Annotated in this window: 21 protein-coding genes; 9 read left to right on the top strand and 12 right to left on the bottom strand. The window is 64.7% G+C overall.

Going from position 1 to position 22,566, the window contains the following annotated elements; genetic code table 11:
- Window positions 1-9 precede the first annotated feature (9 nt).
- On the bottom strand, window positions 10-930 hold the full coding sequence (locus EL191_RS00465; RefSeq protein WP_041975731.1) for a choline sulfate utilization transcriptional regulator: 921 nt from the start codon (window positions 928-930) through the stop codon (window positions 10-12).
- Between the two features lie 113 nt (window positions 931-1,043).
- Here EL191_RS00465 and betC point away from each other — a divergent pair, with 113 nt between their 5' ends.
- The 3 genes from betC to EL191_RS00450 are packed head-to-tail and all read left to right on the top strand — an operon-like array spanning window position 1,044 to window position 5,152.
- Complete coding sequence (betC, locus tag EL191_RS00460; protein WP_041975730.1) at window positions 1,044-2,552, top strand: choline-sulfatase; 1,509 nt, start codon at window positions 1,044-1,046, stop codon at window positions 2,550-2,552.
- 49 nt (window positions 2,553-2,601) lie between these two features.
- On the top strand, window positions 2,602-3,522 hold the full coding sequence (choX, locus tag EL191_RS00455) for a choline ABC transporter substrate-binding protein (RefSeq protein WP_041975729.1): 921 nt from the start codon (window positions 2,602-2,604) through the stop codon (window positions 3,520-3,522).
- A 58-nt stretch (window positions 3,523-3,580) separates the two neighbouring features.
- Entirely contained in the window at window positions 3,581-5,152 is a 1,572-nt protein-coding gene (locus EL191_RS00450; protein WP_041975727.1) for a SulP family inorganic anion transporter, read from the top strand.
- A 22-nt stretch (window positions 5,153-5,174) separates the two neighbouring features.
- Here the strand turns inward: EL191_RS00450 and EL191_RS00445 are convergent, their stop codons facing one another.
- The 3 genes from EL191_RS00445 to hemF all read right to left on the bottom strand — a co-directional run bounded on the left by EL191_RS00445 (window position 5,175) and on the right by hemF (window position 7,423).
- On the bottom strand, window positions 5,175-5,525 hold the full coding sequence (locus EL191_RS00445) for a DOPA 4,5-dioxygenase family protein (protein WP_041975725.1): 351 nt from the start codon (window positions 5,523-5,525) through the stop codon (window positions 5,175-5,177).
- A gap of 5 nt (window positions 5,526-5,530) precedes the next feature.
- Window positions 5,531-6,352 carry a shikimate dehydrogenase gene (aroE, locus tag EL191_RS00440; RefSeq protein WP_041975723.1) on the bottom strand — a complete coding sequence of 274 codons (822 nt, stop codon included), beginning with the start codon at window positions 6,350-6,352 and terminating at the stop codon, window positions 5,531-5,533.
- Window positions 6,353-6,514: 162 nt separating this feature from the next.
- Window positions 6,515-7,423 carry an oxygen-dependent coproporphyrinogen oxidase gene (gene hemF / locus EL191_RS00435; protein ID WP_026041908.1) on the bottom strand — a complete coding sequence of 303 codons (909 nt, stop codon included), beginning with the start codon at window positions 7,421-7,423 and terminating at the stop codon, window positions 6,515-6,517.
- 147 nt (window positions 7,424-7,570) lie between these two features.
- On the opposite strand from hemF, the gene EL191_RS00430 reads away from it, so the two are divergent.
- The gene (locus EL191_RS00430) at window positions 7,571-8,548 is read left to right on the top strand and encodes an NADPH:quinone reductase (RefSeq protein WP_041975721.1); all 978 of its coding nucleotides are present in this window, start codon (window positions 7,571-7,573) and stop codon (window positions 8,546-8,548) included.
- Between the two features lie 74 nt (window positions 8,549-8,622).
- On the opposite strand, the gene EL191_RS00425 is transcribed toward EL191_RS00430, so the two are convergent.
- The 3 genes from EL191_RS00425 to EL191_RS00415 form a co-directional block, all read right to left on the bottom strand.
- Entirely contained in the window at window positions 8,623-9,180 is a 558-nt protein-coding gene (locus EL191_RS00425) for an L-threonylcarbamoyladenylate synthase (RefSeq protein WP_017361052.1), read from the bottom strand.
- Between the two features lie 83 nt (window positions 9,181-9,263).
- Window positions 9,264-10,382, bottom strand: a complete 1,119-nt coding sequence (dprA, locus tag EL191_RS00420; protein WP_041975719.1) for a DNA-processing protein DprA — start codon at window positions 10,380-10,382, stop codon at window positions 9,264-9,266.
- Between the two features lie 80 nt (window positions 10,383-10,462).
- Window positions 10,463-11,500, bottom strand: coding sequence for a LysM peptidoglycan-binding domain-containing protein (locus EL191_RS00415; RefSeq protein WP_017361050.1), 1,038 nt, complete (start codon window positions 11,498-11,500; stop codon window positions 10,463-10,465).
- 152 nt (window positions 11,501-11,652) lie between these two features.
- Between EL191_RS00415 and def the strand changes: the two genes are divergently transcribed.
- From def to EL191_RS00390, 5 genes are all read left to right on the top strand, one after another.
- On the top strand, window positions 11,653-12,159 hold the full coding sequence (gene def / locus EL191_RS00410; protein ID WP_013713230.1) for a peptide deformylase: 507 nt from the start codon (window positions 11,653-11,655) through the stop codon (window positions 12,157-12,159).
- Between the two features lie 56 nt (window positions 12,160-12,215).
- On the top strand, window positions 12,216-13,148 hold the full coding sequence (gene fmt / locus EL191_RS00405) for a methionyl-tRNA formyltransferase (RefSeq protein ID WP_041975716.1): 933 nt from the start codon (window positions 12,216-12,218) through the stop codon (window positions 13,146-13,148).
- The gene (gene rsmB / locus EL191_RS00400; RefSeq protein ID WP_041975713.1) at window positions 13,145-14,458 is read left to right on the top strand and encodes a 16S rRNA (cytosine(967)-C(5))-methyltransferase RsmB; all 1,314 of its coding nucleotides are present in this window, start codon (window positions 13,145-13,147) and stop codon (window positions 14,456-14,458) included. The genes fmt and rsmB overlap by 4 nt, the downstream gene beginning before the upstream one ends.
- An 11-nt stretch (window positions 14,459-14,469) precedes the next feature.
- Window positions 14,470-15,843 (top strand): Trk system potassium transporter TrkA, encoded by a 1,374-nt coding sequence (gene trkA, locus EL191_RS00395; protein WP_013713227.1) that lies wholly within the window; start codon window positions 14,470-14,472, stop codon window positions 15,841-15,843.
- A 78-nt stretch (window positions 15,844-15,921) separates the two neighbouring features.
- Window positions 15,922-16,248 carry a tetratricopeptide repeat protein gene (locus EL191_RS00390; RefSeq protein WP_013713226.1) on the top strand — a complete coding sequence of 109 codons (327 nt, stop codon included), beginning with the start codon at window positions 15,922-15,924 and terminating at the stop codon, window positions 16,246-16,248.
- 174 nt (window positions 16,249-16,422) lie between these two features.
- Here the strand turns inward: EL191_RS00390 and EL191_RS00385 are convergent, their stop codons facing one another.
- From EL191_RS00385 to pdxR, 5 genes are all read right to left on the bottom strand, one after another.
- Complete coding sequence (locus EL191_RS00385) at window positions 16,423-17,799, bottom strand: aspartate aminotransferase family protein (protein ID WP_126403449.1); 1,377 nt, start codon at window positions 17,797-17,799, stop codon at window positions 16,423-16,425.
- A gap of 183 nt (window positions 17,800-17,982) precedes the next feature.
- Complete coding sequence (locus tag EL191_RS00380) at window positions 17,983-19,449, bottom strand: NAD-dependent succinate-semialdehyde dehydrogenase (RefSeq protein ID WP_041975711.1); 1,467 nt, start codon at window positions 19,447-19,449, stop codon at window positions 17,983-17,985.
- A gap of 183 nt (window positions 19,450-19,632) precedes the next feature.
- Entirely contained in the window at window positions 19,633-20,286 is a 654-nt protein-coding gene (locus tag EL191_RS00375; RefSeq protein ID WP_041975709.1) for a 7-cyano-7-deazaguanine/7-aminomethyl-7-deazaguanine transporter, read from the bottom strand.
- 75 nt (window positions 20,287-20,361) lie between these two features.
- Window positions 20,362-21,018 (bottom strand): hypothetical protein, encoded by a 657-nt coding sequence (locus tag EL191_RS00370; protein ID WP_232005502.1) that lies wholly within the window; start codon window positions 21,016-21,018, stop codon window positions 20,362-20,364.
- Between the two features lie 70 nt (window positions 21,019-21,088).
- A complete protein-coding gene (gene pdxR, locus EL191_RS00365; RefSeq protein WP_041975706.1) occupies window positions 21,089-22,555 on the bottom strand; it encodes a MocR-like pyridoxine biosynthesis transcription factor PdxR in 1,467 nt (488 codons plus the stop codon).
- Window positions 22,556-22,566: the final 11 nt, after the last annotated feature.

Genomic DNA, 22,566 nt, shown 5'->3' with positions numbered 1-22,566 from the left:
ATGGCTCGGTCAAACGGTCGCTGCCGGCGAATCCAGCTCCTCCTGCAGCCAGCCGACGAAACGCGCGGTCAGGCGCTGGCGGCGTTTGCGCTCGGGCAGCACAAGGTAATAGCCGAGCGCCGAGTGCGCTTCAGCGTCACCCAGACGACAGAGCAGCCCCTGCGCGAGAAGTTCATCCACCAGATGGCGCCAACCGATGGCCACGCCTTGCCCGGCAATGGCGGCCTGGATCAGCAGGGTGTAGTTGTCGAAACGCAGCGCGCCGGGCGTTGGCAGGCTGGCGATGCCGAGGGCGCGGAACAGGCCCTCCCAATCGAACCAGCGCGAACGGTGTTCCGGGCGCAGGTGCAGCAGTGGCAGTTCGGTCAGCACATCGGTCGGCAACGGAGGCTGACGCGCGCCGAGCAGACGCGGACTGCACACCGGAAACACCTCCTCGCGGAACAGCAGGTGCGCTTCGCCATGCTTGAAGCGGCCGTCACCGAAGCGAATTGCCACGTCGATATCGCTGGGCACCGTGGCCGGGTCGCGCTCGCTGGTGATCAGGCTGACGTCCACGTCGGGGTAAAGACGATTGAAACGCTGCAGCCGCGGCATCAGCCAATAGGCGGCAAAGGCGAAATCGGTGGCTACCTGCAACACTTCATGCTGCTGGCGTGCGGTGACGGCGACGAGCCCGGCATCGAGGCTGGCCAGCCCCTCCTGCACGTGGGCCAGCAGCAGCTCGCCGGCCTCGGTCAGCACGATGCCCCGGTAGACGCGGTCGAACAGGCGCGTGGCCAGTTGCTGCTCCAGACGCTTGATCTGCTGACTGATGGCCGGCTGACTGCTGCCCAGTTCGCTGGCGGCGGCGGTGAAACTGAGCTGCCGCGCCGCCGACTCGAACACCCGCAGCGCGTCGAGCGACAGCCCATCGATGGCTTTAAACATAAGCTCTACTTATCCGAGGCATGTGCCGCAGCCGGGTTTACCCTGCTGCCGTTCTACCGGAATCATGGAGCCAGCACTGTCGCATAAACATACAGTATGGAATAGCCGCCACCATGAAGCGCCCGAACATCCTCTTCATCATGGCCGACCAGATGGCCGCACCGATCCTGCCGCTGCACGATGCCGCCTCGCCGGTGCAGATGCCCAACCTGATGAAGCTGGCCGAACAGGCCGTCGTGTTCGACTCGGCCTACTGCAACAGCCCGCTTTGCGCACCGTCGCGCTTCACCCTGGTCAGCGGCCGCCTGCCCTCGAAGATCGGCGCCTATGACAACGCTGCGGATTTTCCCGCCGACGTGCCCACCTACGCCCACTACCTGCGCCGCCTCGGCTACCGCACGGCGCTGTCGGGCAAGATGCACTTCTGCGGCCCGGATCAGTTGCATGGCTATGAGGAGCGCCTGACCAGCGATATCTATCCGGCCGACTATGGCTGGGCGGTGAACTGGGACGAGCCGGACGTGCGCGCCAGCTGGTACCACAACATGTCCTCGGTGCTGCAGGCCGGCCCCTGCGTGCGCAGCAACCAACTGGATTTCGACGAGGAGGTGGTGTTCAAGGCGCGCCAGTATCTCTACGACCACGTGCGTCTGACGCCCGAACAGCCGTTCTGCCTGACCGTATCGATGACCCACCCGCACGACCCCTACACCATCCCCCGCGAATACTGGGATCGCTACGAAGGCGTGGACATTCCCATGCCGCGCCAACACATCGAGCAGGCCGAGCAGGATCCGCACTCGCAGCGCCTGCTCAAGGTCATCGATCTGTGGGACAAGCCGCTGCCGGCGGACAAGATCCGCGACGCCCGCCGCGCCTACTTCGGCGCCTGCAGCTATATCGACGACAATATCGGCAAGCTGCTCAAAACCCTGGAGGAATGCGGTTTAGCCGAGGACACTCTGATCGTCTTCTCCGGCGACCACGGCGACATGCTTGGCGAGCGCGGCCTCTGGTACAAGATGCACTGGTTCGAGATGGCCGCCCGCGTACCGCTGCTGGTGCATGCGCCGAAGCGCTTCGCCGCGCATCGGGTCAGCCAGTCGGTCTCCACCCTCGATCTGCTGCCGACCCTGGTGGAACTGGCCGGCGGCCAGGTCGATGCCGACCTGGAGCTGGAAGGCCACTCACTGCTGCCGCACCTCAAGGGCGAAGGCGGCCATGACGAAGTGCTCGGCGAATACATGGCCGAAGGCACGCTCAGCCCGCTGATGATGATTCGTCGTGGCCCCTGGAAATTCGTCTATTCCGAGCAGGACCCGCTGCTGCTGTTCAACCTCGACAGCGACCCGCAGGAGCTTCATAACCTGGCCGACTGCAACGAGCACAAGGGCATCCTCGCCGGTTTCCTGGCCGAAGCCCGCGAACGCTGGGACATCCCGGCGATCCACGCCGCCACCCTGGCCAGCCAACGCCGCCGCCGATTGGTGGCCGAGGCGCTGAGCCAGGGCAAGCTGACCAGTTGGGATCACCAGCCCTGGGTCGACGCCAGCCAGCAATACATGCGCAACCACATCGACCTCGACGACCTGGAGCGCCGCGCCCGTTTCCCGCAGGTATGAACCTTTACCGACTGCCGCCCCCAAAACAGAAGAAAAAAGGAGAGACGCCATGAACCGATTCAATGTGCTGTTACTCGCCACCGCGCTCAGCAGCGCCGGCAATGTCTGGGCCGAGGATGCAGCCTGCAGCACGGTCAAGCTGGGTGATCCGGGCTGGAGCGATATCGCCGTGACAAACGGCATCGCCAGCTTCCTGCTCGATGGCCTGGGCTACGAAGCGCAGAGCCAGACCCTGGCCGTGCCGATCATCTTCGCCGGGCTGCAGAAGGGCCAGGTCGACGTCTTCCTCGGCAACTGGATGCCGGCGCAGCAGAGCAACTACGACAAGTTCGTCACCAGCGGCGAAGTGGACAAGGTCACGCAGAACCTCGAAGGCACCGAGTACACCCTGGCCGTACCGACCTATGCCTATGAAGCCGGGGTGAAGACCTTCGCCGACCTCGACAAGCACGCCGACCAGTTCGGCAAGAAACTCTACGGCATCGCCTCCGGCTCGCCGGCCAACGAGTCGATCAAGCAGATGATCGCCGCCGACGAGTTCGGCCTGGGTGACTGGAAACTGGTGGAGTCCAGCGAGCAGGCGATGCTGGTGCAGGTCGGCCGTGCGGTGAAGCGCGATCAGTTCGTGGTGTTCCTCGGCTGGACGCCGCACCCGATGAACGTGCAGTACGACATGAAGTACCTCAAGGGCGGCGAGAAGTATTTCGGCGCCAGCGGCCTGGTCAACACCCTGGCGCGCAAGGGATATACCGCGCAGTGCCCGAACGTCGGCAAGCTGCTGAGCAACCTGCGGTTCACCCAGGACATGGAGAACAGCATCATGGATCAGGTGCTGAGCAAGCAGGCCAGCAACGACGCGGCGATCAAGGCCTGGCTCAAGGCCAACCCGCAGGTGCTCGATGGCTGGTTGCAGGGCGTCACCACCCGTGACGGCGGCGACGGCCTAGCCGCCGTGAAGGCGCGACTTTGAATTAACCGCCGCAAGTGAGTAGGGTGGAGTCGCCTGCGGCCCACCCTTGAACCGAACCATGCGCCTACCCGACCGACAGACCCTGCTGCCGTTTCTCCGCTGGTTGCCCGGCACCAGCCGCAAGACCCTCGGCAACGACCTGCTGGTGGGCCTGACCGGCGCCATCCTGGCCCTGCCGCAGTCGCTGGCCTACGCGCTGATCGCCGGACTACCGGCCGAATACGGCCTGTACGCCGCCATCGTACCGGTGATCATCGCCTGCCTGTGGGGCTCGTCCTGGCACCTGATCTGCGGGCCGACCGCGGCCATCTCCATCGTCCTGTTCACCAGCGTCACGCCCATGGCGCGCATGGGCAGTGACGAATTCATCGCCTTGATCCTGCTGCTGACCTTTCTCGCTGGGCTTTTCCAGTGGCTGCTCGGCCTGTTGCGCTTCGGTGCACTGGTGAACTTCGTCTCGCAGTCGGTGGTGCTCGGCTTCACCCTCGGCGCGGCCCTGGTGATCGCCATCGGCCAGATGCCCAATCTGCTCGGCGTGGAGGTCGCCAGCCAACCCACGGCGCTGACCAGCCTGCTGCAGATCGGCCAGCACCTGCCCGAGGCGCACTGGCCGAGTGTGGCCCTGGCGGCCTTTACCCTGCTGCTCAGCGTGGCCGTGCGCAAACTCTGGCCAAAGGCCCCCGCACTGCTGATCGGCCTGGTCTGCGGCAGTCTGCTGGCGTGGCTGCTACCGGCACGTTTCACCGCTGACATCGCCCTGGTGGCACCGTTCAAAGGAGGCCTGCCGCCTTTGACCATGCTGAGTTTCGACCTCGACGACGTGCTGCGCCTGCTACCGGCAGCGGTGGCCTGCGGCATGCTCGGGCTGGTCACCAGCCTGTCCATCGCCCGCGCGCTGGCAGTGAAGTCACACCAGTTCCTCGATGCCAACCAGGAAGTGCGCGCCCAGGGCCTGTCGAACATGATCGGGCCGTGGTTCTCCGGCTCGCTGTCGGCCGGCTCCTTCACCCGCTCGGCGCTGAACCTGCTGGCCGGTGCACGCACACCGCTGGCCGGGGTGTTCTCGGCCCTGCTGGTGGCGCTGTTCGCGGTATTCGGTACGGCGCTGCTGACGCATATCCCGCTGCCGGTGATGGCCGCCGGCATCCTGCTGATCTGCTGGGGCCTGGTGGATCTGCCGGCGATTCGGGCGCTGCGCAAGGTCAGTCGCGCCGAGTTCGTGGTGATGCTGCTGACCTTCGTCGCCACCCTGGTGCTGGAGCTGCAGACGGCGATCTACGCCGGCGTGCTGGCCTCACTGTTCTTCTACCTCAAGCGCACCTCGCAGCCGCGCGTACGCCTGTGGCACGACGGCGACGACGAGGTGCTGCGCATCGACGGCTCGATCTTCTTCGGCGCCTGCCAGTACATCCAGCAACTGCTGCAACGCAGCCGCGGCCAACGCCTGATAATCGACGCGCGGCACATCAACTTCATCGACTATGCCGGCGTGGAGATGCTGCATCAGGAGGCACGCCGCCTGCAGGCACTGAAGCGCAGCCTGGTGCTACGCCAGGCACGGCCGCAAGTGGTGGAAGAGATTCTCAAACTGGAGGGGGCCGAGCACTGCCCGGTACAGTTCGAGGATTGAGCCAGGCAGCTCGCCGCAGCCATCACTCGTCCGCGAGCACACTCAGATCCAGCGGGCGCACCTGACCAAGCCACAACGGCCAGTCACGGTGATCGCGCAGCTCATTATCGGTGATCGGGTGCACCAGCACGTTGAGACCGTCGCGGTGCTGCATCAGCCAGGGCACCAGCTCACCGAACAGATCGGGACGAAAGGCCAACTGGCAACTCCAGTCAGGGTGCGGACCGACCGGGCGCTCGTGCATCCGCCCCATCTTCAATGGGAAGCGCCGCGCGGCTTCTTCGCACAGCGCACGGGCCTGATCGAGGGTGCTCGCGTCGAAGTAGACATGGGCGTGATAGCCCCTGATCCTCGGCAGCGCGTGTTCGTCCATGCGCGCTAGCCCGCCAGTTGGCGGCGCAGCTCGGCCAGCACCGGCGCGGTGTCAGGACGCATGCCACGCCACAGCTCGAATGCCTCGGCCGCCTGCTCGACCAACATGCCCAGGCCATCCAGGCAGCGCGCCGCGCCACACTCGGCGGCCCATCGATTGAAGGCGGTCGCCTCGCGGCTGTACATCATGTCGTAGCAGACCGTATGCCCGGGCTGGATCAGGCTCGGTGCAATGGGCGGCAACTCGCCGCCGAGGCTGGCCGAGGTGCCGTTCACGATCAGGTCGACTGGCGCATCGATCCAGTCGAATCCGGCGGCAACCAGTGGGCCGAGATCGGCGAATTCGCGCACCAGTTGCTCGGCCTTGGCCACGGTGCGGTTGGCGATCACCAGCACCGCCGGCTTCTGCGCCAGGAAGGGTTCGAGCACGCCGCGCACGGCACCACCGGCGCCGAGGATCAGGACACGTTTGCCGGCCAGGCTGAAACCAGCGTTGTCCTGCAGGTCGCGGGTCAAGCCGGCGCCATCGGTGTTGTCGCCGAGCAGGCGGCCGCCTGCCAACTTCTTCAGGGTGTTCACCGCACCGGCGCGTCGGGCGCGCTCGGTGAGTTCGTCGGCCAGGCGAAAGGCCTCTTCCTTGAACGGCACGGTGACATTGCCGCCCAGGCCCTCAGCGAAGAAGGCGCGGGCGTCGCCAACGAAGTCATCCAGCGGCGCCAGGCGTGCGTCGTAGGTCAATGCCTGGCCGGTCTGCTCGGCGAACAGGCGATGGATCAGCGGTGATTTGCTGTGGCCGATGGGGTTGCCGAAGACGCAATAGCGGTCCATTAGAAATCCTGTTTGTGTAGGCGCCAGCTTGCTGGCGATTCGCTCTGAGGCCATATCACCCGCAAGCGGGCTCCTGTGGGGAAATGGCGTCAGGTCGTAGCCCGGATGAAATCCGGGAGCGGTCGATAAGTGCCCCGGATTGCATCCGGGCTACGCGAAAACTTATGCCAGCCAGTCACGATCCGTGAGGAAGTACTCGGTCAAGCGCGCTTCCTCGCTGCCCGGCTCCGGCTTCCAGTCGTAGCCCCAACGAACATGTGGCGGCAACGACATGAGGATCGACTCGGTACGCCCGCCGGACTGCAGGCCGAACAGGGTGCCGCGGTCGAACACCAGGTTGAACTCCACGTAGCGGCCGCGACGGAAGGCCTGGAACTCACGCTCACGCTCGCCGAAGGGCATGGACTTGCGGCGCTGAACGATGGGCAGGTAAGCCTGGATGTAGGCATCACCAATGGCGCGCATGAAGGCGAAGCTGGTGTCGAAGTCCCACTCGTTGAGGTCGTCGAAGAACAACCCGCCAATACCACGCGGCTCACCGCGGTGCTTGAGATGGAAATAGCGGTCGCACCAGGCCTTGAACTTCGGATAGACCTCGGCGCCGAAGGGGGCGCAGGCGTCACGAGCGACCTGGTGCCAGTGCACGCAGTCCTCTTCATTGGCGTAGTAGGGCGTGAGGTCGAAACCGCCGCCGAACCACCACACCGGCTCCTCGCCTTCCTTCTCGGCGCTGAAGAAGCGCACATTGGCGTGCGAGGTCGGCACGTAGGGGTTTTCCGGGTGGATCACCAGCGACACGCCAAGGGCCTGGAAGCCACGGCCGGCCAACTCGGGGCGATGGGCGCTGGCCGATGGCGGCAGGCTGTCGCCGAATACGTGGGAGAAATTCACGCCGCCCTTTTCGATCAGCGCGCCGTTCTCGATCACCCGCGTACGACCGCCACCACCAGCCGGGCGCTGCCAGGCATCCTCGGCGAAAACGGCCTGGCCGTCTTCGGCTTGCAGGGCGGAACAGATGCGATCTTGCAGGTCGAGCAGGTAGGCCTTAACGGCCTCGGTACGGTCAGTCACGGCGGCACCTTGAACAGAGAGCAGGGCGGAATCGGCGGGCAGCATAGCATTCACCCAGGCACATCCGCAGTTGACGTCGGTCAATCAGGACGATTGGATAGAGCCTTTCGCCGCATGCAGCGGCTCCAAACCAATAAGGAATCCGAGATGGCCAAGCGTATTCAGTTCAGCCAGCACGGCGGCAGCGAAGTGCTGGAATACCGTGACTACCAGCCGGCAGCGCCGGGCTCACGCGAGGTAAGGGTCGCCAACAAGGCCATCGGCCTGAACTTCATCGACACCTATTACCGCAATGGTCTCTACGTGCCGCCGGCGCTGCCGTCGAGCCTGGGCACCGAAGCCGCCGGCGTGGTCGAGGCGGTAGGCAGCGAAGTCACTCGCTTCGCCGTCGGTGACCGTGTGGCCTACGCCACCGGCCCGCTGGGCTCCTATGGCGAGCTGCATGTGTTGCCGGCAGACAATCTGGTGCACCTGCCGGACAGCATCAGTTTCGAGGAAGCTGCCGCTGTCATCCTCAAGGGCCTGACCGTGCAGTACCTGCTGCGCCAGACCTATGAACTCAAGGGTGGCGAAACCGTTCTTTTCCACGCTGCAGCCGGTGGTGTCGGCTCGTTCGCCTGCCAGTGGGCCAAGGCATTGGGTGTCAAACTGATCGGTACTGTCAGTTCGGCGAAAAAGGCCGCCCTCGCCAAGGAACTGGGAGCCTGGGAGACCATCGACTACAGCCATGAGAATGTCGTCCAGCGCGTGCTGGAGCTGACTGACGGCGCCAAGTGCCCGGTGGTCTATGACGGCGTCGGCAAGGACACCTGGGAAACTTCGCTGGACTGCGTGGCACCGCGCGGCCTGCTGGTCAGCTTCGGCAATGCATCCGGCGCGGTCACCGGGGTCAACCTGGGTATCCTGGCGCAGAAGGGCTCGCTGTACGTCACCCGGCCGACCCTGGCGAGCTACGCCAATACGCCGCAGAACCTGCAAGCCATGGCCGACGAGCTGTTCGCGATGATCAGTAGCGGCAAACTGCAGGTGGAAATCAGCAATCGCTACGCGCTCAAGGACGCTGCTGCCGCGCAGGATGCCCTGAGCTCGCGGCAGACCACTGGCTCCACCATCCTGCTGCCGTAAAAAACAGTCGCGGCTAAAGCCCCTCCCACAGCTGCACAATCGTGGGAAGGGCTTTAGCCGCGAGCATTGGCCAGTCAGGACGGGCGAATCACATCGCCCGTACGCAGGTCACGGATCAGACTGGGGTTCTTGCGTCCGCCCAAGGCACCGCCAAGCACCTTGTCCAGCTCACCCGGAAAGTACTGCTCGACGCGCAGGCGCGAACGCGCCGAAGGGCGACCCGCCGGGTTGGCGGAAGTGGAAATCAGCGGCCCGGTATAGCGGCATAGAGCACGCACCAGCGGATGATCGCTGACACGCAGGGCCACGGTGTCGTGCTCGCCGGTAACCCACTCGGGCAGGCGGTTCTGATGCGGTACCAGCCAGGTGTTCGGGCCAGGCCAACTGCCAGCCAGGCGCTCCTGCCAAACGTCGGGCAGGTCATCGAGGAGGAAATCGAACTGCTCGATGTCGTCGGCGACCACGATCAGGCCCTTGTGCATCGGACGCTCCTTGAGGGCCAGTAGGCGATCCACCGCCTCTTCGTTCCAAGGGTCGCAGCCCAGGCCCCACACCGCCTCGGTCGGATAGGCGATCACACCTCCCTCACGTACCACTCGCGCCGTTTGCTGTATCTGCCAGTTGCTGGCCATCTACCGTCTCCCAGTGAACCAATGGCCGGCAGTCTATCCAAGACCGTCATACGACTGTAGATGGGGCGGCGTGATTTCCGAGGCTAGGGATTGCGCGCCAGCCAACGCCCGGCTTCGTTGCAAACCAGACCGTCGAGCTCCAGCTCGGTCAAAGCCGCCAGCACCTGCGCCAATGGCCAGCCGCTGGCCTGGACCAACGCCTCGGTGCTATGGGGGGCAGCATGCAGCAAGTGGAGTAACGGGTGCTCGACGCGTTTCAGCGATGCATCGGACAAAGGAGCGGAGGCCGGCGTCTGCCAACCACGAAGTGCTTCGAGAATATGCTCGATGCTCTCCACCAGCGTGGCGCCATCGCGAATCAGTTGGTGGCAGCCGCGCGCGCCAGGATGGTGAATGGAACCGGGAATGGCATAGACCTCACGTCCCTGCTCTGCGGCCAGCCGCGCAGTGATCAGCGAACCACTGGAAGGGCTGGCCTCGACCACCAGCACACCCAGCGAAAGGCCGCTGATTATCCTGTTGCGCCGCGGGAAGTTGCTGGCCTGCGGTGGACAGTCCAGCGGCAACTCCGAGACCAGTGCACCACCCTGCTCGATGATCCGCGCAGCCAGCCCCACATGCCGTCGCGGATACAGGCACTGCAGGCCAGTACCCAGCACGGCTACCGTTTTGCCGTCGCCTTCCAGCGCCCCCTGATGTGCAGCACCATCGATGCCCAACGCCAACCCGCTGGTGATGACGAAGCCACCACCGGCCAAGCTGCGGGCAAAGGCGCGCGCGTTATCCAGGCCGGGCTGCGAGGCGCGCCGGCTACCGACCATGGCCAGTTGCGGCGATTCCAGCACACTTGGTTCGCCCGCCACGAACAGCAGCGGCGGTGCGTCGGCCAACTCGGCCAACAGCGCCGGGTAACGCGGATCGTCCCACATCAGCAGATGTTGACCGGGCTGTTCCAGCCACTGCAGCGCAGACCGCGCCCGCTCTCGGACGTCCTCACTGCGCCGAGGCTCGGCGCAGGCGGCAGGCAAGCCCAGCGCCCGCCAGGCACTGGCAGGCGCACTCAGCGCAGCCGAGGCACTGTCGAAGGCACTCAACAGTTTGCGAAACCGTCGCGGCCCCAATTCCGGCAACGAGTGCAGGCGCAGGCGAGCTTCAAGCTCGGCAGGGGAAAGAGTGGGGCAAAGCGAGAAGGATGTAGGCATGACGTTCTTCCCTGATCAGTGACGCCGCCATCCTGGCGACCAGAAAGCACGAGCCCCGCATTCGCGGGGCTCGTTGGATATTACGGGTTGCGGACCTTGTCCATCACCGAGAGCTGGCGGCTGGCCTGCAGAATCAGGCCGTAGCTGAGCTTGTCGTAGGTGCGGAAGACCATCAGCAGGCCGGAGCGCTCATCCGGAATCTTCACTCGCTCACCAGTGACACGATCGCGTACGGTTTCGCCGGTCTTGTACACCGCCAGCACGTTGCCGATCTCCAGACCATCGCGCGCGCCCTTGTTCAGGGTGACCACATCGAACTGGCCAATCTGGTTGACGCCACGTGGCACATCGAGAATCAGGCCATTGATCTCGCCGCTCGGCTCGCTGGGCATGAAAGTGGAGTTGATCGCACGCTCTTCGGTGGGGAACAGACGGTCACCCAGGCGCACTTCCTGCGTCGAGCGGCTCAGCACCAGCGTACCGACATCACCTTCCTCGGCGACGATCTCACCGGTACCGATGTCGTCGGCATTGATACCCAGAAACTCTTTCGACTCCGGGTCCACGTAGGTCTTGCCCTGGCGGAAGATACCGTAGACCGGATGCTCTTCATCGAACTGGCCGCGAACATAAATGCGATCACCCGCACCGCTGATCACACGCTCGGCATTGCCGGCGACGACGTAGGGCTTGCCGTTGAACTCTTCCGGAGTGTTGACGATGCGGTTGCTCAGCAGGAAGCTGTTGATCGCCTCCAGCGGGATGGTCGGGATCGCCTCGGCCATCGGTGTGCTGCGCACTTGCGGCGACAGTTTGATGGTGCCGCGCGATTCACCGCGGTTGAGCATCAGGCGCGGCTGCCCGTCGACATAGACCAGATTGAGGGTGTCGCCGGGATAGATCAGGTGCGGGTTGGCAACTTGTGGGTTGGCGTGCCAGATCTCCGGCCACTTCCACGGTTGACTGAGGAATTTACCGGAGATATCCCAGAGCGTATCGCCCTTGACCACGGTATAACGGTCCGGATGACCGTCCTTGAGTTGCACTGCGGCCTGAGCCAAGCAGGTCAGGGCCAATCCGCCAGCTGCCAGGAGCAGGGCGAGTAGTGATTTCCTCATACGGTGAATCCCTTTATTATGTGTCTTCACGTGAAGCGCCCTAGCGCCGCGTCCAAACCCGCTGAATACGCGGCGTGAAGCCGTTTTTCAATGCTGTTCATCATCTTAGCAGCGGATTTTGACTTTATTCCACAAGTGCATCACAAACGCATATGGCGATCCTGAATATCCTCGAATTTCCTGATCCACGCCTGCGTACCATCGCCAAACCGGTGGACGTCGTGGACGACTCCATCCGTCAGTTGGTCGACGACATGTTCGAGACCATGTATGACGCTCCGGGTATCGGCCTGGCCGCGACGCAGGTCAACGTGCACAAGCGCGTCGTGGTCATGGACCTGTCCGAGGACAAGTCCGAACCTCGGGTGTTCATCAACCCCGAGTTCGAGTCGCTGACCGACGAGATGGATCAGTACCAGGAAGGCTGCCTGTCGGTACCCGGCTTCTACGAAAACGTCGACCGCCCGCAGAAGGTCAAGATCAAGGCGCTGGATCGCGATGGCCAGCCCTATGAACTGATCGCAGAAGGCTTGCTCGCCGTGTGCATCCAGCACGAGTGCGACCACCTCAACGGCAAGCTGTTCGTCGATTACCTGTCCAACCTCAAGCGCGACCGCATCAAGAAGAAGCTGGAAAAACAGCATCGCCAGCGCGCCTGACCTCCGATTACCCGAAAGGCTTGCCACGGCAAGCCTTTTTCTTTGGTGACTGCCCCATGCGTATCGTCTTTGCCGGCACCCCGGAATTCGCCGCCGAACACCTCAAGGCCCTGCTGGCCAGCCCGCACCAGATCATTGCCGTCTACACTCAGCCGGATCGCCCGGCAGGTCGCGGCCAGAAGTTGATGCCGAGTCCGGTCAAGCAACTCGCCGTCGAGCACGGCATCCCGGTCTACCAACCGGCCAGCCTGCGCAATGCAGAGGCGCAGGCCGAGCTGGCCGCATTGCAACCGGATCTGATGGTGGTGGTCGCCTATGGCCTGATCCTGCCGCAGGTGGTGCTCGACACCCCGCGGCTGGGCTGCATCAACAGCCACGCCTCCTTACTTCCACGCTGGCGCGGTGCCGCACCGATCCAGCGCGCGGTACAGGCCGGCGATGCCGAGAGCGGCGTCACCGTGATGCAGATGGAGGCTGGCCTCGATACCGGACCGATGCTACTCAAGGTCAGCACCCCGATCAGCGCCAGCGACACCGGCGGCAGCCTGCACGACCGTCTCGCTCAACTCGGCCCGCAGGCGGTACTGCAGGCCATCGACGGCCTGGCCGCCGGCACGCTGAAGGGCGAAATACAGGACGATACCCTGGCCAACTACGCGCACAAGCTGAACAAGGACGAGGCACGCCTCGATTTCAGCCGCCCGGCCGTGGAGCTGGAGCGCCTGGTGCGCGCCTTCCACCCCTGGCCGATCTGCCACACCACGCTCGGCGGCGATGCGTTGAAAGTGCATGCCGCCGAAATCGGGGAGGGCAAAGGCACCCCAGGCAGCATTCTCGCTGCCGATAAATACGGCCTGACCGTGGCTTGTGGCGAGGGCACGCTGCGCCTGACTCGTCTGCAATTGCCCGGCGGCAAGCCGCTGGCCTTCAGTGACCTGTATAACAGCCGCCGCGAGCAGTTCGCGCCCGGCCAGGTGCTTGGCCAATGAACCCACGCCTGGCCGCCGCCCGCGCCCTGACTGCCGTGCTTTCGGGCAAGGCCTCGCTGGGCAGCAGCCTGCCGCCGCAACTGGACAAGGTCGAGCACCACGACCGCGCCCTGGCACAGGACCTGGCCTTCGGTGCCGCCCGCTGGCAGCCACGCCTGCAACTGCTAGCCGAGAAGCTGCTGGAAAAGCCGTTCAAGGCCGCCGACAAGGACGTGGAAGCGTTGCTGCTGATCGGCCTCTATCAGTTGCTGCACAGCCGCATCCCCGAACACGCCGCCATCGGCGAGACGGTCGGCTGTGCTGGGGCGTTGAAAAAACCCTGGGCCAAGGGCCTGCTCAACGCCGTACTGCGCCGTGCCCAACGCGAGCACGAGGCGTTGTACGCTGAACTGGATCGCGACCCGGTGCTGCACACCGCACACCCGCGCTGGCTGCAGAAGACGCTCAAGGCGCACTGGCCCGAGCAGTGGCAGGCAATCTGCGCCGCCAACAACGCCCACCCGCCACTGATCCTGCGGGTCAACCGTCGCCATAGCAGCCGCGATGACTACCTCACCGAGCTGCGCAGCGCCGGCATCGATGCCGAGCCATGCGCCTTCAGCCGCGACGGCGTGCGCCTGCTGCAACCCTGCGACGTGACCACCCTGCCGGGCTTCAAGGACGGCCGTGTCAGCGTGCAGGACGAGGCCGCGCAACTGGCCGCCGACCTGCTCGAACTGACACCAGGCCAACGCGTGCTGGATGCCTGCGCGGCACCGGGCGGCAAGACCTGTCATTTGCTGGAAGTCGAGCCAGGCTTGAGTCAAGTGGTCGCCGTCGATCTGGAAGCCAAGCGTCTGGCACGCGTGCGCGAGAACCTCGAGCGCCTGCAGCTGGAGGCCACGCTGATCGCCGCCGATGGCCGCGACACCGCGGCCTGGTGGGACGGCCAGCCGTTCCAGCGCATTCTGCTCGATGCGCCCTGTTCGGCCACCGGCGTGATTCGCCGCCACCCGGACATCAAGCTGACCCGCAAGCCCGAGGACATTCCCGCCCTGGCGCAGTTGCAGGGCGAACTGCTCGATGCGCTGTGGCCGACCCTGGCGCAGGGCGGCATCCTGCTCTACGCCACCTGCTCGGTGCTGCCGACGGAAAACAGCGAGACCATCGCCGCGTTTCTGGCCCGCACCGTCGATGCCCGAGAAATTGCCATCGAGGGCGATTTCGGCCTGCAGCCAGCCCATGGTCGCCAGTTGCTGCCGCAGCTGGACGGTCATGACGGCTTCTACTATGCCAAGCTGATAAAGACTGCTGTGACCAGCCACAGCTAACGGAGCGATCAGTGAAAATCATCATTCTCGGCGCCGGCCAGGTGGGCGGCACTCTGGCGGAACACCTCGCCAGCGAAGCCAACGACATCACCGTGGTCGACACCGATGGTGATCGCCTGCGCGACCTTGGCGACCGCCTGGACATCCGCACCGTGCAGGGCAAGGGCTCCTTCCCCACCGTGCTGCGCCAAGCCGGCGCCGATGATGCCGACATGCTGGTGGCGGTGACCAACAGCGACGAAGTCAACATGATCGCCTGCCAGGTGGCCTACACCCTGTTCCACACGCCGACCAAGATCGCCCGCGTGCGCGAGGCGGCCTACCTGACCCGTGAGGCGCTGTTCGACAACGAGGCGATTCCGGTCGACGTGCTGATCAGCCCCGAGCAGGTGGTGACCAATTACATCAAGCGCCTGATCGAGTACCCGGGCGCCCTGCAGGTGATCGACTTCGCCGAAGGCAAGGCCCAGCTGGTGGCGGTCAAGGCCTACTACGGCGGCCCGCTGGTGGGCCAGCAACTGCGCCAGTTGCGCCAGCACATGCCCAACGTCGACACCCGCGTCGCCGCGATCTTCCGCCGCAACCGGCCGATCATGCCCAAGGGCGATACCGTGATCGAGGCGGATGACGAGGTGTTCTTCATCGCCGCCAAGGCGCACATTCGTGCGGTGATGAGCGAGATGCGCCGCCTCGAAGACAGCTACAAGCGCGTGGTGATCGCCGGCGGTGGCAACATCGGCGAACGCCTGGCCGAGGCCATCGAAAGCCGTTACCAGGTGAAGATCATCGAGATGAACCCGGCGCGCTGCCGCTACCTGTCGGAGAACCTAGACAGCACCATCGTGCTGCAGGGCAGCGCCTCGGATCGCGACCTGCTGGTAGAAGAGAACATCAACGATGCCGACATCTTCCTCGCCCTGACCAACGACGACGAGGCCAACATCATGTCGTCGCTGCTGGCCAAACGCCTGGGCGCGCGCAAGGTAATGACCATCATCAACAACCCCGCCTATGTTGACCTGGTCCAGGGTGGCGAGATCGACATCGCCATCAGCCCGCAACTGGCTACCATCGGCACCCTGCTGACCCACGTGCGCCGCGGCGATATCGAAAGCGTGCACAGCCTGCGCCGTGGTGCGGCGGAAGCGCTGGAAGTGATCGCCCATGGCGATGCCAAATCGAGCAAGGTCATCGGTCGCGCCATCGAGGACATCGCCCTGCCGCCGAGCACCACCATCGGCGCCATCATCCGTGACGAAGAAGTGCTGATCGCCCACGATGACAGGGTGATCGAGTCCGGCGACCACGTGATCCTGTTCCTTGTCGACAAGAAATACATCCGTGACGTCGAGCGTCTGTTCCAGGCAGGCCTGACGTTCTTTTGAGTCCCGGATTACATCGGGCTACCAGCCCGTAGCCCGGATGAAATCCGGGGATGCCCACATGAAGATGCAGGAACCGAGATGAGTACCGAAGCACTGGAAAAGATGTTGGCCAAGGGCATGGACAATGCCCTGCTGCGCTTCGGCCTGGGCAAGGCCCATCTGGATGGCGGCGACGCGGCACAGGCCGCCGAGCACCTGCAACGCTGCGTGGAATTCGACCCCACCTATTCAGCGGCGTGGAAACTGCTGGGCAAGGCGCTGCAGGCCAAGGGCAATGCCGATGGTGCACGCCAGGCCTGGCAGCAGGGCATTGCCGCGGCCCAGGCCAAGGGCGACAAGCAGGCCGAGAAGGAAATGACCGTGTTTATGCGCAAGCTGGACAAGCTCGGAAGCAATCGCGGCTAAAGCCCCTCCAACAAGCTCAGTGCTACTCCGCCGATCGAAAAGCCTCCACGAACTGTAGGAGGCGCTTCAGCGGCGAGCTTCTGGGCATCTGGAGGTCGCCGATCCTGGATCAGGGCTCAAGCCATCGCAGCTGAAGGCCCTCCCACAGGATGGCAACCTATCGCTCTACCGAGCTCAGAGCACCTCGCTGGCCACCGCATCCACCGCTGCCTTGGCGATACCCACCACCTCGTCCGCTTCGGCCTTGGTCAGCACCAGCGGCGGGGCGAAACCGAGGATGTCGCCGTGCGGCATGGCGCGGGCGATCATGCCGCGTTCCAGGCAGACGGCGGAGACACGCGGGCCGACCTTGAGCGCGGCATCGAATGGTGTGCGCGCTTCCTTGTCAGCCATGAACTCCAGCGCCGCGAGCATGCCGACACCGCGCACTTCACCCACCAGCGGATGACCTTCGAAGGTCTGGCGCAGTTGCTGGTTGAGGTAGGCGCCGACATCGGCGGCGTTGGCGGCGATGTTTTCCTGCTCCAGGATGTTCAGGTTGGCCAGCGCAGCAGCAGCGCAGATCGGGTGACCGGAGTAGGTCCAGCCGTGGCCCATGGCGCCGTCGCGGCTCGATGCTTCTTCGATCACGTTCCATACCTTCTCACCGACGATCACTGCCGACAGCGGCGCGTAGGCGCTGGTCAGGCCCTTGGCCGTGGTAATCAGATCGGGCTGCATGCCGAACATCTGACTGCCCATCGGCGTGCCCAGACGGCCGAAGGCGCAGACCACTTCGTCGGCGATCAGCAGGACGTCGTACTTGGCCAGCACCGCCTGGATCGCCTCCCAGTAGCCCTTGGGCGGCACGATGATGCCGCCGGTGCCCATCACCGGCTCGCCGATGAAGGCCGCCACGGTATCCGGGCCTTCAGCCAGGATCAGGCGCTCCAGATCCTCGGCGCAGTGGCGCACGAAAGCCGCTTCGTCCATGCCGGCCTGTGCCTTGTAGAAGTGCGGGCAAGTGGCATGCTTGATGTCCGGCTGCGGCAGGTCGAAGTGCTGGTGGAAGCTGGCCAGGCCGGTGAGGCTGCCGGTCATGATGCCCGAGCCGTGGTAGCCGCGCTGGCGGGAGATGATCTTCTTCTTCGCCGGGCGACCGAGCACGTTGTTGTAGTAGCGCACCAGCTTGATCTGGGTCTCGTTGGCGTCCGAGCCGGACAGGCCGTAATAGACCTTCTTCATGCCCTTTGGCGCCCAGTCGATGATGCGTGCCGACAGCTCGATGATGGCCTCGGTCGAGTGGCCGACATAGGTGTGGTAGTAGGCCAGCTCTTTTGCCTGCTTGTAGATGGCCTCGGCCACCTCGGTACGGCCATAGCCGATGTTCACGCAGTACAGGCCGGCAAAGGCGTCGAGCAGCTCGCGGCCTTCATGATCGCGGATGCGGATGCCCGAAGCGCCAGTGATGATGCGCCCCTTGAGCGCGCCGCTGGCATGGTCATGGGCGTGGGTGGACGGGTGCATGAAGTGGGCACGGTCCTGCTCGAACAGGTTCTGGTAGTCAGTCATGGCGATCTCCATCTGATTCGCTGAGGTAGCGTTAAAGGTCATTCACACGCTCGTGGGAGGGGCTTTAGGCTCAGGCATCCTGCTTCGCTCTACCTCCTGCATCCATGCAGTCGTAGCCGCGATGCTTGCAGCGTCTGTTAGGTCAGTCGCGGCTAAAGCCCCTCCCACCCGCACTCTGGATCATCAGGAGTAGCGCTGACCCTGATGATGGATGCAGAAGTACTTGGTCTCGACGAAGGGCTCGAAGCCTTCCGCGCCGCCCTCGCGGCCGAGGCCGGAGGCTTTCATGCCACCGAAGGGGATCGGGTGGCCGGTGAACTTGGTGCCGTTGACCGCGACCATGGCGTGGTCGAGGCGACGGATCAGCGGGTGGACGACATCCACGCGGTTGGAACAAATGTAGGCGGCCAGACCGTATTCGGTGTCGTTGGCCATGGCCACGGCTTCGTCCAGGGTGTCGAAAGCGCGCACCCCGGCGATGGGGGCGAAGTTCTCCTCGCGATAGATGCGCATGGCGTCGGTGACGTCGGCCAGCAGCGTCGGCTGCCAGAACCAGCCGCCCAGCGCGTGGGGCTCGCCACCAACCAGCAGACGCGCACCTTGCTCGATGGCATCGGCGGCCCGGGCGGCGGTGGCATCCAGCGCAGCCTGGTGCATCAGCGGGCCAATCTGGTTGCGCTCGTCATGGCCGGGACCGACGCGCAGGCCGCGCACCGCCTTGGCGAAACGCTGCAGGAATTCTTCATAAACGGGGCGCTCGACCAGAATTCGGTTGGCCGCGCAGCAGTCCTGCCCAGAGGTCTGGAACTTGGCATCCAGCGCCACCTGCACGGCGTGATCGAGGTCGGCATCGGCGCACACGATCAGCGGCGCATTGCCGCCCAACTCCAGCGCCACCTTCTTCACATCCTCAGCGGCGGCCTGCAGCACCAGCTTGCCGACACGAGTCGAGCCGGTGAAGCTCACCGAGCGCACGCGGGTGTCCTTGACCAGGGTTTCCATGGTCATCTGCGGCTCGCCCAGCACCACATTGAATACGCCTGCGGGTAGTCCGGCTTCCTCGGCCAGTTGCGCCAGGGCAAAAGCGGAATAGGGCGTCTCGTGCGCCGGTTTGACCACCACGGTGCAACCGGCGGCTAGTGCCGCGGCGGCCTTGCGGGTGATCATCGCGCTGGGGAAATTCCACGGCGTGAGCAGGGCGCAGACGCCCACCGGTTCCTTCACGGTGCCGAGCTGGGCGCCGGGGATATGGCTGGGGATGGTCTGGCCATAGAGGCGGCGCGCCTCTTCGGCGAACCAGGGGATGAAGCTGGCAGCGTAACGAATCTCGCCACGGGCTTCGGCCAATGGCTTGCCCTGCTCCTGACTGAGGATGCGCGCCAGATCCTCCTGATGCTGCAAGATCAGCTCGGCCCAACGCCGCAGCAACGCCGCGCGGGCGTCCAGACTCTGCTCGCGCCAGCCGGCGAAGGCGCGCTGGGCGGCGTCCACGGCAGCGATGATCTGCTGCTCAGCGAGCATCGGCACATGACCGATCACGCTCTGGTCGGCAGGGTTGTGCACGGCGATGCTGGCACCGTCGTCGCTGTGCAGCCAGTGGCCGTCGACATAGCACAGCGATTTGAAAAGTAGCGGATGGTCGAGGGGCATGGCGATGTCTCCGGGCCGATGGGCATGGGAGACATGCTAGGGAAGGGCGGCTTGACGTTTTTTCCAAGCCGCCGCGGCGCGACAGCAGTTTTTTCTGAAGGATCAGACAGGACAGGGGTTTTCTGCGGTGTCTCGGCGGCGGCCTTCAGGCAATCGCGGCTAAAGCCGCTCCCACATACTTGCTCAGGCCACCGTGGCAGGGCGCTGCGGCAACGCCCGCACGATGGCGCTGAGCAACATGCCGTACAGCGGCACGAAGAGGATCAGGCTGATGGCCAGCTTGATCACGTAGTCCACCGTGGCGATCTCCACCCAGTTGGCCGCCATGAACGGATCGTCGCTGCGCCAGAAGGCCACCGAGAAGAACAGAAAGGTATCGAGCAGATTGCCGAAGATGGTCGAGGCCGTCGGCGCAACCCACCACTGGCGCATCTTGCGCAGGCGGTCGAACACCTGAATATCGAGCAACTGGCCGAAGGCGTAGGCCAGGAAGCTGGCCACGGCGATGCGAAAGACGAACAGGTTGAATTCGCCCAGCGTCGCCAGACCGCCGAAAACCCCTTCATGGAACAGCACCGACACCACGTAGGAGGCCACCAGCGCCGGCAGCATGACCCGGGCGATCACCACGCGCGCGGCATGCTTGCCGATCAGACGCACGGTGAGGTCAGTGGCCAGGAAGATGAACGGGAAGCTGAACGCGCCCCAGGTGGTGTGCCAGCCGAACAGGGTGATCGGCAACTGCACCAGGTAGTTGCTGGCGATGATGATGAGAATATGGAAGGCGATCAGGCCGGCCAGCACGGGCCGACTGACCGACGCGGGAATCAGGGTCATGTCTGTGTCCTTTTTCGTAGAGTGGGGTGAGGGAACCCACTGCCGCAGCCGACATGGCCGCGAGCGGCGCGCATTCTAGCCTGTTGTTGACTTCCGGGATAGGTTTTCCGACGAAGCTGCCGGTTTCGTGATCGAGCGTCTTTGCAGCCTGGCGATGGCTTTGAGCACCATTTCGCGGTTTTTTGCCGACTTTACCCAGCTCGGCAACCGCGCGAAGTAGGACCACTTGCTGGTGCTGTTCTCACGCAGCCGGGCAGCGATGAACTGCTCCTGCTCGTACAGATGCTCGGCGTTATAGGCCCAGATCGTGCCATGGCGGGTCTCTTCCTTGAGCGCCAGCTCCAGGCCGAAGAAGGGATCGATGGCATGGTCCACCGGCTCGGCACGGCTGAAGGTCAGTGTGACCTCGTTCTCGGCAGCGCAGTGTTGGCAGTTGGTTCGGCCGACGCTCGGCGCCTGGCTGGCCTCGTCGAAAATGCTGCAGAAGGTCACCCATTGCTGCCCACAGGCACCGCACGGCCTGCGCCCGCTCCCCAATACGGGGCCACGCCAGGAATCATCAGCGGTCGTCATCGCGTGCGTACAACTTGGGCAATGAAACGCCGCGCTCCAGTTCCGCCAATGCGGATTGCCGATGATCAGTCCAGGCTGGCTGCATTGTGGACACAACGCCTCGATTTGCTCCGCCCAATGCAGAAGGTGATAACCCTGATCGGTGTATCTGTCAGTCATGCGCGGCTCGCGGACAGGAAAATAAGGGCGTGCATTGTCATACGGATGATGGTCACAGCAACCGGGCCTATCACTGATTGCGCAGACGCCAGGCCCGCCGCAATACCTGCACCGCCTCGACGATCTGCGCTTCGGGCACAGCTGCGAAACCCAGCACCAGGCCGGCGCGGGCATCACCAGGTTCGGCGCTGTCTTCCAGCCAGTAATCACTGAGCGCATTCATCTCCACCCCGGCAGCCCGCGCGGCACTGACCAGTTCACGCTCGCGGGCCAGGCTGTCGACCCGTACGCACAGGTGCAGCCCGGCTTCCACGCACGGCAGCGGCGCACAGCCTGGTATCACCTGTGGCCAAGCGCCTAACAGGGCGTCGCGACGCTGCCGCGCCGCCTGGCGCATGCGGCGCACATGACGCTGGAAATACCCGCCAGCGATGAACTCGGCCATCACCGCCTGGTTGCCGATCTCCGAGTGGCGCATCTCCACCGCCTGGCGCTGGGCGAAGGCCTCCGCCAGGGCCGGCGGCAGCACCAGGTAGCCCAGGCGCAGCGCCGGGAAGGCGATCTTGCAGAAGGTGCCGACGTACAGCACACGGCCCTGTCGATCCAGCGCGGCCAAAGGCGCCAACGGCGTGCCGCTGTAGCGATACTCGCCATCGTAGTCGTCCTCGACGATCCAGCCGTCCTGGCGCTCGGCCCATTCCAGCAGCTCCAGGCGTCGCGCCAGCGACAGGGTCACGCCGGTCGGGTACTGGTGCGACGGCGTCACGTAGGCCAGGCGACAGCCCTCGATGGCAGACAGCGCTCGGGTATCCAGGCCCTCGCCATCGAGCGGTACGCCACGCAGATCGGCCCCTGCGGCGGCAAAGGCGTGAGCAGCGGCGCGATAGCCGGGGTTTTCCACCGCCACCCGGTCACCGGGTCGCACCAGCAACTGCGCGCAGAGGCTGATGGCTTGCTGGGCGCCGCAGGTGATGACGATCTGCCGCGGGTCACAGGCCAGCCCACGACCGTTGCGCAGGTAGGCGGCGACCAGCTCGCGCAATGTGCGATCGCCGGCCGGGTCACCATAGCCCAGCCGAGCGGGCGACGGTCGGCGCCAGAAGCGCGCCTGCAAGCGTGCCCAGGTCTCGAAGGGAAACAGGTCGAAAGCCGGCACGCCGATGCGAAAGGCTCGCGGCGCACCCGCTACCGGCATGGGCAAAGCCTGCCGCTGCAGCGCTGCGCCCAGAGCCGGAGCGCAATGAGGTGCTGGCGTTGCCGGCCGCGTCAGAGCCAGGTCGGCCACGTAGGTGCCATTACCCACCCGACCTTCGATATAGCCCTCGGCGTAGAGCTGGTCGAAGGCGCGGGTCACGGTATTGCGCGAGATCGCCAGCAGACTCGCCAGGTCACGGCTGGCCGGCAGACGCGTATTGCCTGGCAGGCGACCATCGAGAATACGCTCGCGCAGTGCCTGGTAGAGCTGGCGTGACAGGCCGGCGGCAGGGTCGAGGCGAATGCCGGAAAGGTCGACTGGCAAAGGGGGCGTAACGGGCATGATTGGCTCCA

This window comes from Pseudomonas mendocina (assembly GCF_900636545.1).
In the GTDB taxonomy this organism is placed as follows: domain Bacteria; phylum Pseudomonadota; class Gammaproteobacteria; order Pseudomonadales; family Pseudomonadaceae; genus Aquipseudomonas; species Aquipseudomonas mendocina.
This window is presented reverse-complemented; position numbering and strand designations above follow the sequence as displayed.